Annotated in this window: 10 protein-coding genes and 1 pseudogene; 9 read left to right on the top strand and 2 right to left on the bottom strand. The window is 62.1% G+C overall.

Features of this window, described 5'->3' with window-relative positions; translation table 11 throughout:
• Window positions 1-8 precede the first annotated feature (8 nt).
• From HU738_RS00535 to HU738_RS00495, 9 genes and pseudogenes are all read left to right on the top strand, one after another.
• The gene (locus tag HU738_RS00535; RefSeq protein ID WP_186602106.1) at window positions 9-719 is read left to right on the top strand and encodes a fumarylacetoacetate hydrolase family protein; all 711 of its coding nucleotides are present in this window, start codon (window positions 9-11) and stop codon (window positions 717-719) included.
• A gap of 17 nt (window positions 720-736) precedes the next feature.
• Window positions 737-1,495, top strand: coding sequence for an SDR family oxidoreductase (locus tag HU738_RS00530; RefSeq protein WP_176507193.1), 759 nt, complete (start codon window positions 737-739; stop codon window positions 1,493-1,495).
• 24 nt (window positions 1,496-1,519) lie between these two features.
• A complete protein-coding gene (locus tag HU738_RS00525; RefSeq protein ID WP_186602107.1) occupies window positions 1,520-2,470 on the top strand; it encodes a 2-hydroxyacid dehydrogenase in 951 nt (316 codons plus the stop codon).
• Window positions 2,471-2,730: 260 nt separating this feature from the next.
• Window positions 2,731-3,393 (top strand): DotU family type IV/VI secretion system protein, encoded by a 663-nt coding sequence (locus tag HU738_RS00520; protein ID WP_186602108.1) that lies wholly within the window; start codon window positions 2,731-2,733, stop codon window positions 3,391-3,393.
• A 19-nt stretch (window positions 3,394-3,412) separates the two neighbouring features.
• Window positions 3,413-5,498 (top strand): annotated as a pseudogene (locus HU738_RS00515) (type VI secretion system Vgr family protein).
• Window positions 5,495-6,409, top strand: coding sequence for a hypothetical protein (locus HU738_RS00510; RefSeq protein ID WP_186602109.1), 915 nt, complete (start codon window positions 5,495-5,497; stop codon window positions 6,407-6,409). The pseudogene HU738_RS00515 and the gene HU738_RS00510 overlap by 4 nt, the downstream one beginning before the upstream one ends.
• Entirely contained in the window at window positions 6,406-9,594 is a 3,189-nt protein-coding gene (locus HU738_RS00505; protein WP_186602111.1) for a T6SS effector BTH_I2691 family protein, read from the top strand. The genes HU738_RS00510 and HU738_RS00505 overlap by 4 nt, the downstream gene beginning before the upstream one ends.
• Entirely contained in the window at window positions 9,594-10,424 is an 831-nt protein-coding gene (locus HU738_RS25890; RefSeq protein WP_225923367.1) for a DUF6708 domain-containing protein, read from the top strand. Before HU738_RS00505 ends, HU738_RS25890 begins: the two co-directional genes overlap by 1 nt.
• The gene (locus HU738_RS00495) at window positions 10,421-10,678 is read left to right on the top strand and encodes a PAAR domain-containing protein (RefSeq protein ID WP_176507199.1); all 258 of its coding nucleotides are present in this window, start codon (window positions 10,421-10,423) and stop codon (window positions 10,676-10,678) included. Before HU738_RS25890 ends, HU738_RS00495 begins: the two co-directional genes overlap by 4 nt.
• Window positions 10,679-10,725: 47 nt before the next feature.
• Here the strand turns inward: HU738_RS00495 and nirD are convergent, their stop codons facing one another.
• Both nirD and nirB read right to left on the bottom strand, forming a co-directional pair.
• Window positions 10,726-11,088 carry a nitrite reductase small subunit NirD gene (nirD, locus tag HU738_RS00490; protein WP_186602113.1) on the bottom strand — a complete coding sequence of 121 codons (363 nt, stop codon included), beginning with the start codon at window positions 11,086-11,088 and terminating at the stop codon, window positions 10,726-10,728.
• Complete coding sequence (gene nirB / locus HU738_RS00485; RefSeq protein ID WP_186602115.1) at window positions 11,088-13,637, bottom strand: nitrite reductase large subunit NirB; 2,550 nt, start codon at window positions 13,635-13,637, stop codon at window positions 11,088-11,090. Before nirB ends, nirD begins: the two co-directional genes overlap by 1 nt.
• Window positions 13,638-13,699: the final 62 nt, after the last annotated feature.

Raw genomic sequence — 13,699 nt, 5'->3', positions numbered from 1 at the left:
ATCCATCCATGACCTACCTGTTCAACCCGCCGCCCATCGTCAGCCTGCCGATCCGCGGCAGCGCTGTGCGCTTCCCGGTCGGCCGGGTGTTCTGCCTGGGCCGCAACTATCCCTGGCCGGAGACCTACGGCCCGGCGCCACAGGAGCCTGTGTTCTTCATGAAACCGGCGAGCAACGTGGTCGAGGCGCAGGGTGAACTGCCCTTCCCACCGCAGACCGATGAGTTCTGCCACGAAATCGAGCTGGTCGCAGCCATCGCCAAGGGCGGCGCCGACATTGCGCCGGGACATGCCCTGGAACATGTGTTCGGCTTTGCTGCCGGCCTCGACATGACCCGTCGCGACCACCAGCGCAGGGCCAAAGCCGAGGGCCTGCCGTGGGAAGGCGCCAAGGTGTTCGATGCCTCGGCACCGATGAGCGCCATCGTCCCTGCCAGCGAATGCGCCTGGCCACTGGACGCATCGCTGTGGTTGCAAGTGAACGGACAGGAGCGCCAGCGTGCCCACCTCAGTCAGCAGACCTGGGCGCTGGCCGAAGTGATCAGCCGGCTGTCCCGCCAGCTACCGCTGCGCCCCGGTGACCTGATCATGACCGGCAGCCCGCCAGGCGTGGCGCCGCTGAACCCGGGCGACACGATCCACGCCGGCATCGATGGCATCGGCGAACTGCACCTGCGCGTCGGCCCTCGCCCTGCCGGGCAAGCCGCCAACGCTGCCTGAATCCACTGGAGTCCTCTATGAGCCAAAACAACAAAGTCGCCCTGGTCACCGGTGCCGGCAGCGGCATCGGCCGCGCTGTCGCCCTCGCCCTGCTGGAAGACGGCTTCAGCCTGATCCTCGCCGGTCGCCGCGCAGAGCCGCTGCAATCGGTAGTTGAGCAAGCGCTGGCAGCCGGTGGTGAAGCCTTGGCCGTACCCACCGACGTACGCGATGAACAGAGCGTCGCACAGCTGTTCGCCACCATCGAAGAGGTACATGGGCGCCTCGATGTGATCTTCAACAACGCGGGCATCAATGCCCCCGCCGTGCCGGTCGACGAGCTGCCGCTGGAGAACTGGCGCAACGTCATCGCCACCAACGTCGACGGGGTGTTCCTGTGCGCCCGTGCCGCCTTCGGCCTGATGCGCCGCCAGCAGCCGCAAGGCGGGCGGATCATCAACAACGGCTCGATCTCGGCGCACACCCCGCGCCCGTTCACGGCGCCCTACACCGCCAGCAAGCACGCGGTGCTCGGCCTGACCAAGGCACTGGCGCTGGATGGCCGCCCGTACAACATCGTCTGCAGCCAGGTGGACATCGGCAATGCCCTGACCGAACTGTCCGAGCGCATGACCCGTGGCGTGCGCCAGGCCAATGGCGAGACCGCCGCCGAGCCGATGCTCGACGTGCGCCATGTGGCCGATGCGGTGCGCTACATCGCCGCGCTGCCCTTGGACGCCAACGTACTGAACATGACCGTGATGGCCAGCAACATGCCGTTCGTTGGCCGTGGCTGATCCCTGTTCCTGATGGAGTGACCGATGAAACCTGAAGTCCTGCAACTGAGCCCGATCCTCATCCCGCACATCCGTGAGCGCCTGGAACAGCTGTTCACCGTGCACCGCTACTACGAGCAGGCTGACAAGGACGCCTATGTCAGCCAGCATGCCGACAACATCCGCGGCGTGATCACCGGTGGCCACACCGGCATCAGCCAGGCGCTGATGGCGCGCCTGCCCAACCTCGAAGTGATCGCGGTCAATGGCGTCGGCACCGACGCGGTGGACCTGCCCTATGCCCGCGACCGTGGCATTCAGGTGACAGCGACCATCGGCGCCCTCACCGAGGATGTCGCCGACCTCGCCATCGGCCTGCTGATCGGCGTGTGCCGTGGCATCTGCACCGGTGACCGCTTCGTCCGCGCCGGCCATTGGGCTACCAGCGCCACGCCACTGGCACCGCTGCCGCTGGCCCGCCAGGTATCGGGCATGCGCGTGGGCATCGTCGGCATGGGCCGGGTCGGCCGCGCCGTGGCGCAGCGGGCGGCGGCGTTCGGTTGCCCGATTCGCTACACCGATCTGCAGGCGCTGGAAGTGCCTTATGGTTTCGAGGCGGATCTGCTGCAACTGGCCAAGGACAGCGATGCGTTGATTCTGGCGGCCGCAGCCGACAAGGGCGAAGCGCTGGTCAACCGTGAGGTGCTCCAGGCGTTGGGCGCCGAGGGGTATCTGATCAACATCGCGCGCGGCAAGCTGGTGGATGAAGCGGCGTTGATCGCGGCGCTGGAGGCCGGCGACATCGCTGGCGCGGCGCTGGATGTGTTTGCCGATGAACCACGGGCGCCCGAGGCCTTGTTCGAACGTGAGGATGTGGTGCTGCAGCCGCATCGCGCCAGTGCCACGGTGCAGACCCGCACGCGCATGGGCGAGATGGTCGTCGCCAGCCTGGTGGATGTGTTTGCCGGGCGTAAGCCGCAGGGGTTGGTGGTCTGATTTGAACCTGCAGTGAGAACGGTGAATGGCAAGCTGACTGCCATTTACCGCTCCACTTTTTGCCGCGCAGACAATTAAGTTGCTTCTGCTCACATGGCTGGAAATTTATTTAAGGAAAAGCCCTACAAGTTTTGAAGAAGAGCCAAGCTCCTCTGAGAATTGATTCCTCGTTAGTGTTCAGGTGCAACCAAGACGCACCTGTTCGCTAACCAACCGTTGGCCGGCATAGCCGCGCAATGACGGGTGAAAGAGGAACTTTCATGCTCCAAAAGTCTGATTCCAACAGCAAGAAAGCGGATACGCCAAGTGTCACTCAAGCAATAAACGAACACAACGCCGCGTCCATTCTCGAGCGCTCTGCATGGAGCGCCAGTCCCTCTTCCCACTCGCCAAGAAGCCAACCCGAATTCGCTGAATTGCCTGAGCGCTACCCGGCCGACCCTGACCTCCAACTGCGCGGCACCTTCCACAATCCGATGATTGATGCGGCGATGCCGCTGTTCGGCCTGGTAATGCGCCTGCGCACGTTGGACGACCTGCCCAACATCCTGGAGGTGCACCAGCAGGTGCGTACCCAGGTCGACCACATCGTCGAGGAAATGCGCCAGCGCGGTTATGAGGCCGCGCAACTGCTGGCTTATTCCTACGCCCTGTGCCTGTACCTGGACGAGGCGCTGAACGCCCTGCTCCGGCAGATCTGCACGCTCATCCGGGAAGTGCGTGGCCCGGTACCGGAACAGGTCTGCGCCCCCCTGGCCAATGTCGCCCCGAGCAACGTCCGCATGCGCCGCCAGTGGCCATGGTGGAGCCCGTTGCTGATCAGTGCCGCAGCCATGGCGGTGGTGTATGGGATTTACAGCTATCGCCTGCAGCTGCTGACCGCCGAAGTGCTGGAGTCGCTCAACCACATCCTGCAGCAATGATTCTGCTTCTGGAGCCTTTATGCCTGGACAATCCGATCTGCGTTACAGCTTCCAGCCCCTGGCGGCTGATATCGAACTCGAAGTGGTGTCATTCAAGCTCGATGAAGCACTCAGTACACCTTTCGAGTTGCACCTGGACTTGATCAGCTTCTACGACGATGTTGACTTCGGCCAACTGCTGGACAAGCCCGCATTGTTCACTATCTGGGACGCAGACCGCCCGGTGCGTTACGTACACGGATTGATCAGCAGCTTTCGCCAGGGCGACAGCGGCTTCCACCGTACCTATTACCGCGCCTTGGTCGAGCCTCAGCTGGCCCGCGCCGGATTGCGCTCGAACTGGCGCATCTTCCAGCAGAAGACCGCGCCGCAGATTCTCGAACTGATGCTCCGGCGCCAAGGCATCCTGCGCTTCGATCTGAGTACCGGCTCGGACCATCAGGCCCGCGAATTCTGCGTCCAGGCTGGCGAGACCGACCTTGAGTTCATCGCCCGTCTCGCGGCAGAGGAAGGCTTCGTCTACAGCTTCGAGCACAGCCCCAGGCAACACAAGCTGCTCATCACCGACCGTTTGTTATCACTGGGCCTGATCAGACAGGGTCCGGTTCAGGCCAAGGGCGAGCACCAAGGCGCCTACGCAGCAGAGGATGCAAGCCGCCCCGCCCCTGTGCTGTACCACGTCAACAGCGGTGGCGACCAGGCACAGCCATGCCTGCGGCGTTTCCACTACAGCGAAAACGTCCGCACTGCACGCCAGGCCCAGCGTGACTACACCTTCGTTCACCCAACCTATCGCCTGGATCAGCACGCCGAGGCCAAGGGCGAAGTGCATCAGTCCATGGACTACGAGCGCTTCGACTTCCCTGGGCGCTACAAGCGCGAAGCAGTCGGCATCCCCTTCACCCAGACCCGTCTTGCCGGCTTGCGCCACGACGCACGCATCGCCGAAGTCAAAGGCGACGACGTGCGCCTGCAACCGGGCCAGGCCTTCACCCTCACCGGCCACCCGCGCGACAACCTCAATGTGCTGTGGCGAGTGATCAGCGCCCACCACGAGGGCAGCCAGTTCACCAGCCTGCAGGAAGGCGCTGCCGAGGCCAAACAGGGCACCCATTACGAGCAGAGTGCCGTGCTGGTCCCCGGCATGGCCGAATGGCGACCGGCCCCCCCTGCCCCGGCCACGCGTGGACGGCCCGCACATGGCGACCGTGGTCGGTCCGCCCGGCGAGGAGATCTTTTGCGACCAGTGGGGTCGGGTCAAGGTCAGCTTCCCCTGGGACCGGGAGAGCAAGGACAACGAGTTCAGCTCCTGCTGGGTACGCGTGTCGCAAGCCTGGGCCGGCGGCAGTTGGGGCTCGATGGCCATCCCGCGGATCGGCCAGGACGTGATCGTCCAGTACGTCAATGGCGACCCCGACCAGCCGATCATCACCGGGCGCACCTACTGCGGTAACCAGCTGCCGCCGTACGACCTGCCAGAACACAAGACACGCATGACCATCAAGAGCCAGACCCACAAGGGTGATGGCTACAACGAGCTGCGTTTCGAGGATGAACTGGGGCGGCAGGAGGTGTTCATCCATGCCGAGCGGGACCAGAACAATGTGGTCAAGCATGACGAGACCACGCGCGTCGGGCGTAACCGCGTCGAGCAGGTCGGCAATGACGAACAGCTGAAAGTGGGTAATGACCTGATACAGGAAACCGGGCGCGACCGCACTCATAGGGTCGGGCGCAGCTGCCAGGTGGACATCGGCAAGGATCTGGTCGAGCAAGTCGAAAATGACCATCGTGAGATCACGGGTGCCAATCACCATATCGCCATCGGCGGGCAGAGCGAGCTGCACATCAAAGGACGACAGCAGATCACCATCGGCGGGGGCGTGAACCAGCAAACCACCCTCTACCAACTGCAGGCCAGTGAACGCATCGAATTCAGAAGCCCCGGTGGCAGCATCGTCCTGGATCAGCAAGGCATCACCTTGAACGGCCTGACACTCACCTTGCTCGGCCCGACCATAGCGGCCATCGAGGGATCGGGAAACACGCTGGACCTGGATCTGCTCGCCAATGACAGCGACAGGTGCGAGGAAACAGGCCGATGAACCGTAAAGCCTTGGTCGAACTCCTCAGCGAACATCATCACACCGGGCAGTACAGCTATGTGCTGCTGGACCCACTGGCAGTCCCGGAAGGTAGCGAGCACTCAGCACTCGCTAGCCTGAAATCGGTATTGGGCGACGGTGCGATGACACGCGTGACTCGGCCCGACCTGCCCCTTGCACCTGGATTGCATCCCGTGCTCGTGTGCCTTGGCTCACCTGGCAGCGTGCCTGACGCCGCGCTGCTGGAGCTGACAGCACAGGCTGCCGAAGGCGACATACATCGACGCAAGCGCCAGGTCTGCGGTTGGCTGCTCAGCGAAGCGCCGCCCGCTGCCATTGCAGCACACCTGACGGCGCTCTGCCGTTTGCCAGAGGCATCCGGAGCGACGGCGATTCACCCTGTTTACGAACCGCTGCGCCTGGAGTTGCTGGCCGCGATGTTCGAGCGTGCGGAGCAGGGACCGTGGTGGCCGATCGAGCGCTGGGTGTTCGTGACCAGTGGCGGCAGCCTGGCGAGCCTGAAAGGTCGGCCCCGCAACCGGCGTGGCCTGCCTGCGGGCGCCATCGGCGTGCAGCAGGACGCCGCGCTGATCGAGGCCGTGTTAGCCGCATGGAGGAAATTGCCTGCGCTTCCCGGTGCCTGCGAGATCCCTCCATTTGCTGCCGTACGGGCAGCCAACCATCTCGATGACGCGCGCGGGCTCGGCTTGAAGGTCGAGCAGGACATTCTGGTAATGGCCCTTCACCTGCTCCGGCTGCACCCGCGCCTGCACACACAGAAAGCCGTGCGCGACATGATCGACATGGCCATCCGTCAGCAACGGCCTCTCGCCGAGATGTTCGCGCACTTTACCGACTCGAGCTGGCAACGCCTGGTTGCAGCCACTCCCCAGCCAGAGGCTTACCCATGAGCATCACTCAAGACATTGCCAATGCAGTCGCCGAAGTCGACTTCCTTCTCACCCCCTGCAAAGCCTGCCAGCGCCAGGGCCTGCCCATCCTCCCCCTGCGCCACGCCGTGGTCCCCGATACCCGACCTGGCAGCGACCCCGCCACGCAAACCCGGAGGGGCCTGCGCACGTTACGCAGTGGTTACCTCTACGTGCTGCTCGACCAGCGCATCTGGCACGCCTACGAAGTCACTGCTCAAGGTCACCTGCGTCGCTTCGATCCCTACGAACCCAATCCGGGCCCGCCAGCGTCGCTGCCCGAGCGCTGCATGCATGAGGACCACGACATCCCCTCGTCCTTCCTTAACATCGACACCGACACTTACGGCACGGCCTGGCTGGCGTTCTCCAGTGATCCCTGGCCGGTCAGCGTGCTGCAGGCTTACAAGAGCGGCCAGTACCCTGCGCATCGCTTCGAGGGCCTGGACCTGATCCAGGCACGCAATAACCCCGAGCTGCTGGGCCTGGCCATGACACCGGACAATCTTCAGGTCGACCGTCAGGTATTCGAATACGCCCAGCAACTGAACGGCCCGTTCGACAGCGCCCATGGCTTCCACAGCCGCTTCCTGCGCAGAACCGCCCTGCGCGGTTATCTGACCAACACCATCGCCAGGCACAAGCTGGAGAACGGCGTGCTGGCGGTGGTGCTCGACGACACCGTCGGCCTGATCCAGGAGTACAACCACCAGCGCCTGAACTGGGTGGCCAAGCGCCAGGCCTGGCGCGAAGATCCGCTGCGCGCCTACCAGCTGCAGACCTCGCAGATCCTGCAAATCATCCGTGCCACCCAGCGCGAATGGGCGGCGCAAGAGGTGCCGACGTTCGAGCCACAGACCGGCGACGGGCAGCCTGTATTCATCGATTCCGAAGTAGAGCGCCAGCGCGTGGTCGAGATGGCCCAGCTAGAAAGCGATAAGAAGCTCGAGGAACGCTATGACGAACCCCGGCGCGCGGCATTCCAAGCAGAGTATGAACAAGAGGAAGCCCGCTTCCAGGCCTACATCGACCGGCATGCCGGCACCTACGCGAAACTGTGCGAAAGCCCGGCATTCGCCCTCATTGAACGCCACGACTACGACGGCCGGGACCGCGAGTCGGGCATCGCCTACAGCAAGACCATGGCTGCCTGCCTGGCTGGTGGCATCACCGAAGCGCTTGCTGCCAGCGCCGAACCGTCCCCGCCAGCACCCGACACCAGTGAAGCGCTGTGGTTGAAGTGGCTACAAGAGCCGAACAGCCCGCCCTATCGGGCGCTCCTGCTCCGCGACGGCCCACTGCTGACAGCATTGTTGCCAAGCTTCTCGCCGACCGAGCCGACCAACTGGAACGACAGCGAGAAGCTCTACAACGCCTTGAGCAAGTTCATTACCAGTGAAGATGCGGGCCTGAAGATGCGTGATTCGCTCAAACAGGCCATCACTGAACTACAGGGCGCAGTCAATGCCGCCAGCCAGCGCCTGCAGGCGCACCTCGATCCTGGCATCCAGCAGGCTGTGCGGCACCTGAACAGCGTCAGCCAGCGGGTTTACAACGGTGTGCACCTCATCGAGTTGCAGGTGCAGATGAAGCTGGGCGAGTACTACGCCTTGCAAAGCGCTCATCTGCGGGAACTGCAGAACAGCGCCAGCCAAAAACTGGCCAAGGCGCGGGAAGGCATGATGTTGTCCCTCGACGAACTACAAGCTGGCGTGCAGAACGGAGCGCGCAAGGTCAAACCGATCATCCAGACCGGGCTGCTGAGCCTGGCCGTGCTCGACCCGAAGGTGGCACATCAGATGATCCCGGTCAGCGTCTGGGTCGAAGGCACGGCGTATGACCTTCATGAGCGCTTGGCCCGGGAAGTGAAGCTGAACATCAACCAACTGAATGACGCCGCAAAGAGGGCGTTGGTGGAAATCAAGGTGGCAGCGGGGACGCTGGAACTGGATGCGCGCAGATCACTGAATGGCATGAAGATCAGTACGGGCCAAGCATCGCAATTGGTACGAGACAGCTTCACCGGACTACGAGGAACGGGAAAAGGCTGGGAGTTGCTGCTTTCTTTGGGCGGACTTTACTTGATGAGCGACAGCTTTGAGAAAAACCTTAAAGCGACGAAAGAGGAAATCAGTCCGAAGTCCAGAGAGGCCCTGATGGCATTATACGGATCCAGCATTGGCACACTCGGTGGTGCTGTAGAGCTTGCCGGGCTGTCAATTCCTCGCAGGATAAACACAAGCAGTACCGCCGCTCTTGGCCGGACAGTTGCGAGAACCGGAGCAGTCATCAGCGCAGTTGCAGGGCTTTTTGAATCTGCCTACTCATTAATGGCAATAAACCTTTCTTATAAGGATGGTGACAACAATGCTAAAACTTGGTACATCATGGCGACAGCTTCAGCAGTAACTGGAGCTCTTACTGGTATCAGAGCCGTATTCAGCCCACTACTAGCAGGGGCGCTAGGCGCCACCATAATTTTTAATCTTCTTACATTTCGCTTCACTAAATTTGCTGAAAAGCAAAAATCAACACGATTAGAACGCTGGGCTAGACGCTGCTATTTTGGGTTCGCTAACGAGTCCCCGCGCGTTCATTGGGACTCACCAAATCATGCTGATATCGCCTTTGCTGAACTGAATGCAGCCACGCTTTCCTTGACGGGCGGACTGACATTAGAAAGCACTAGGAAAGACCCGGCAAGCCCAAAAACAGGAGGGCGCGCAAATGTAGAGTTGCAGCACAGCATAAAATTTCTAGTTACGATCCCCCACTATAACGAGGCTATTTCCAGTTACCACTGGGCCTTGACCTTACACCGCCAAGGAGATGGTAATGCTCCGAACCATGTCGGCGGAGAGGTCGTGATCAATGAACAACACCTACCGCCCGGCATCCCGACAAGGACTTCACTCTATGCCTCAATGAGGCCAATTAAGCCTCCCAGAGCTTCTGACTACATCGCCGACTCAATAATAGTCAGCCCGACTCATCAACATCCGGTCAAATCGGGTGAGAACCCTACTTTGTCATTCGTCGGTAGCATTGCATTGACCCCCGACATTGGCAGACACAACATAATGGCCGCTTCGCTACTAATAACTTACTGGCCAGACAGGAGCATCCCAGAAGCCTATGCCGAAACAGCAGTACAGGAAGAACTTTAATGAGCCAAATTCAACGCCCAGCAGGCTGGAAGTATGATCTAGACGCTACTCATCACCCCAGCCACGTGCAGCTTATCAGTAGCAATACAGAGACGCCACTGGACAATATAGATGAGAACATGCTTGAAATACCAAGACGCTCAGTAAATCTTAGAGGCCCAACCCTAATAATAGGCTCCTTAATACTTCTCGCAACCGCATACGCAGAAGCAGATGCGATTTATTACAGCTTATTTGTAGCAAACAAAACAGATCTCGAATTTATCGCAGCAACATTGGGTGCCAGCATCATCTTATTCGCCATCCTGACACCCTCCATTCGCATGGATATCGGACGACCTTGCAACGAACCCATACGCTTCAACAGACATCGCCGAAAGGTCTATTTCTATCAATACCGATTTGACTTGCTTCACCCTTTCGGTCGTAAAAACTGGGGGGTGAAGCCGGTGGCCTATGACTGGGATGACCTCACCGCCGAGGCTTATCGGATCTACGGGGCCATGGGTTACGGCGGATTAAGAGAGGAGGTGATGCTTTCGGTTCGCAAACCCGGTACTGACGAAGTGATTGATCGAGTTTTCCTTGCCGACGATATTGAAAAAGGCGAGCAGTACTGGGCCATTGCCAGGCTATTCATGCAGCAAGGCCCCGAAGCACTTCCCGACTTTATTCGCACCTCGAAAGAGCATGAAGAATCAACGAATCCTGACGCGTTGGAAAATGTTGCTCTTGGCAACCCGTTTGACCGCCTTGCTCCCAAAGTCCAGTGGCCCACCGAAATGGACCTGGAATCCCGCACCGCCCCCGCCCCAGGAGAACAACCATGAAACCTGTGGTGCTCGTCGGCCACTCCCAAGTCTGCCCGATCCACGGCAAAGGCGTCGTGGAAACCGGCAGCCCCCACTACACCTTCAACGGCAAGGCCGTGGCCAGGGTCGGTGACCGGACGAGTTGCGGGGCAGTGATCGTCAGCGGCTCGGCGGCCTACCAGATCGAAGGCAAGGCCGTGGCGCGCCAGGGTGATCGAACTGACCATGGTGGGTATCTGGAAGAAGGCGATGCTGGCTGGCAACTTGAATGATCTGCCTGGCCATGCATAAAGGGGCGCAAAGCGCCCCCAGCGATTGATCAGGCCACTGCCAGCTCCACCGCCCCACCCTTCAACCGCACCGCCCACACCCGCAGCCGCTGCCCGGCATCTTCCAGGCACGCCCCGCTTACCAGGCTGAAGTGCTGCTTGTACAACGGCGCCGCCACCACCAGCTCCCCCTGCAAGCTACCCACCAACCCACGCCCGATGATGTTGGCTCCCGACCGTGGGTCGCGGTTGTCCACCGCATACAGGCTCTGCTCCAGCTCGGGCAGGTAGAACAGCGCAACCTGTGCCCCATCAAGCCAAACCACCACGCCTGAGTCGGCCACCAGATCATCGGCCTGGCACACCGCTTGCCAGTTCTCCTGGGTTTTCACAGCAGCATCGGACAGGTTCATCAGACAGCCTCCTCGACGGTTGGGATCAGGTGCAGCGGTGCAGCCGGCCGGCGTTGTTCGCGTTCGCGCACGAAGTGCACGTCCGGGTCGGCGCGCTTGTCGTTGACAAAGGTGCGGAAGCGCTTGAGCTTCTCGGGGTCGTTGAGGGCGTTGGCCCATTCGCATTCGTACTGGTCGACCACATGCTGCATCTGCGCCTCCAGCTCGGCGGCCAGGCCCAGGCTGTCGTCGAGGATCACCTGCTTGAGGTAGTCCAGGCCGCCTTCCAGGCTCTCGCGCCAGACCGAGGTGCGCTGCAGCTTGTCGGCGGTGCGGATGTAGAACATCAGCACGCGGTCGATCAGACGCACCAGGGTTTCGTCGTCCAGGTCGGTGGCGAACAGTTCGGCGTGGCGCGGGCGCATGCCGCCGTTGCCGCAGACGTAGAGGTTCCAGCCCTTGTCGGTGGCGATCACGCCGATGTCCTTGCTCTGTGCCTCGGCGCATTCGCGGGTGCAGCCAGAGACCGCAAACTTGAGCTTGTGCGGGCTGCGCAGGCCCTTGTAGCGGTCTTCCAGGCGCAGGGCCATGCCGACGCTGTCCTGCACGCCGTAACGACACCAGGTGCTGCCCACGCAGGATTTCACCGTGCGCGTCGACTTGCCGTAGGCGTGGCCGGTCTCGAAGCCGGCTTCGATCAGCTCGCCCCAGATCAGCGGTAGCTCATGCAGTTGAGCGCCGAACAGGTCGATGCGCTGCCCCCCGGTGATCTTGGTGTAGAGGTCGTACTTTTTCGCCACCTGGCCGATCACGATCAGCTTGTCGGGGGTGATCTCGCCGCCCGGAATGCGCGGCACCACCGAATAGGTGCCGTTCTTCTGCATGTTGGCCATGAAGGTATCGTTGGTGTCCTGCAGCGGCACCAGCGCCGGGTCCATGATCGGCTGGTTCCAGCACGAGGCGAGGATCGAGCCCACTGCCGGCTTGCAGATGTCGCAACCGACATGGCCCTTGCCGTGGCGTTCGAGCAGTTCATTGAAGCTGCGGATGCCCTCGACCCGCACCAGGCCGTAGAGCTCCTGACGGGTGTAGGCGAAGTGTTCGCACAGGCTCTTGTCGACAGTCACGCCACGGGCAGTGAGCTCGTGTTCGAACACCTGCTTGAGCAACGCTGCGCAGCCGCCGCAGCCGGTGGCCGCCTTGGTGCAGCCCTTGACCGCAGCGAGGTCGCCGCAGCCGCTGTCGATGGCCGCACAGACCGCGCCCTTGCTGACGTTGTGGCACGAGCAGATGGTCGCACTGTCGGGCAGTGCGTCGGCGCCGAGCGCAGGCGCACCGCCACTCTGCGGCAGGATCAGCGCTGCCGGGTCGGCCGGCAGGGCGATGCCGTTCTGGGCGTACTGCAGCAGGGCGTCGTAGTAGCTGTTGTCCCCCACCAGCACTGCACCGAGCACGCGCTTGCCACTGGCATCCACCACCAGCCGGCGGTAGGCGTGGTTGGCCTCGTCGATGAAGCGGTAGCTGCGCGAGCCCGGCGTGGCACCGTGGGCATCGCCGATGGAGCCGACATCCACGCCCAGCAGCTTGAGCTTGGTCGACAGGTCGGCACCGGTGAAGGCGCTGGCGGCTTCGCCCATCAGCAGCGCCGCCAGGTTGCGCGCCATGCTGTAGCCCGGCGCGACCAGGCCGAACACGCTGCCATTCCACGAGGCGCATTCGCCGATGGCGAAGATGCGCGGGTCGCTGCTGCGGCAGTGGTTGTCGATCATCACACCGCCGCGTGCGGCGATTTCCAGGCCGCTGGCACGGCCCAGGGCGTCCTGTGGGCGGATGCCGGCGGAAAATACGATCAGGTCGGTTTCCAGGTATTCACCGCCTTCGAAGTTCATGCGATAGCGGTAGGTTTCACCCGTGCTGATCGATTGGGTAGCGCGCGACAGGTGCACAGCAACGCCCAATGCTTCGATCTGCGCCTTGAGTGCGGCGCCGCCCTCGCCGTCCAGCTGCATAGGCATCAGCCGTGGGGCGAATTCCACCACGTGCGCTTCCAGGCCAAGGGACTTCAGCGCATTGGCGGCTTCCAGGCCGAGCAGGCCGCCACCGACCACCACGCCACGACGCGCTTGGCCGGCAGCGGCACGAATGGCATCGAGGTCGTCAAGGGTGCGGTAGACCAGGCGGGCACTGCCGCTTGGGCCTTCGATCGGCGGCACGAACGGGTAGGAGCCGGTGGCCAGGATCAGCTGGTCATAGCCGTAACGGCCCTCGGCAGTCACCACCTCGCAGCGTACGCGGTCGATTTCCAGCACCGCTTCGCCCAGGTGCAGGTGCACGCCGCTTTTGCCGTAATAATCCTGCCCGCACAGGGCCAAAGCCTCGGCACAGCTGCCGGCGAAATACTCCGACAGGTGCACGCGGTCGTAGGCACGTTGGCGTTCTTCGCCGAACACATGAAGCTCGAAGCGCGCGAGGGCGCCGCGTTCGACCAGTTGCTCGACGCAATGGTGGCCGACCATGCCGTTGCCGACGATGACCAGTCGCTCTCGTTGCCTGCTCGCTGTTGCCTTCATAAGCCGATCCTCGATCAAAAAAAAGGCGCCTGGAGCCGAAGCTCCAGGCGCCTTTGCCTGTA

This window comes from Pseudomonas vlassakiae (assembly GCF_014269035.2).
In the GTDB taxonomy this organism is placed as follows: domain Bacteria; phylum Pseudomonadota; class Gammaproteobacteria; order Pseudomonadales; family Pseudomonadaceae; genus Aquipseudomonas; species Aquipseudomonas vlassakiae.
The sequence above is the reverse complement of the archived record's forward strand: the minus strand, read 5'-3'. Positions and strand labels throughout refer to the sequence as shown.

Excerpts from the sequence above, each read along its gene's own strand:
- HU738_RS00535 (WP_186602106.1), top strand. The coding sequence starts at position 9 with ATGACCTACCTGTTCAACCCGCCGCCCATCGTCAGCCTGCCGATCCGC.
- HU738_RS00530 (WP_176507193.1), top strand. The coding sequence starts at position 737 with ATGAGCCAAAACAACAAAGTCGCCCTGGTCACCGGTGCCGGCAGCGGC.
- HU738_RS00525 (WP_186602107.1), top strand. The coding sequence starts at position 1,520 with ATGAAACCTGAAGTCCTGCAACTGAGCCCGATCCTCATCCCGCACATC.
- HU738_RS00520 (WP_186602108.1), top strand. The coding sequence starts at position 2,731 with ATGCTCCAAAAGTCTGATTCCAACAGCAAGAAAGCGGATACGCCAAGT.
- HU738_RS00510 (WP_186602109.1), top strand. The coding sequence starts at position 5,495 with ATGAACCGTAAAGCCTTGGTCGAACTCCTCAGCGAACATCATCACACC.
- HU738_RS00505 (WP_186602111.1), top strand. The coding sequence starts at position 6,406 with ATGAGCATCACTCAAGACATTGCCAATGCAGTCGCCGAAGTCGACTTC.
- HU738_RS25890 (WP_225923367.1), top strand. The coding sequence starts at position 9,594 with ATGAGCCAAATTCAACGCCCAGCAGGCTGGAAGTATGATCTAGACGCT.
- HU738_RS00495 (WP_176507199.1), top strand. The coding sequence starts at position 10,421 with ATGAAACCTGTGGTGCTCGTCGGCCACTCCCAAGTCTGCCCGATCCAC.
- nirD (WP_186602113.1), bottom strand. The coding sequence starts at position 11,088 with ATGAACCTGTCCGATGCTGCTGTGAAAACCCAGGAGAACTGGCAAGCG.
- nirB (WP_186602115.1), bottom strand. The coding sequence starts at position 13,637 with ATGAAGGCAACAGCGAGCAGGCAACGAGAGCGACTGGTCATCGTCGGC.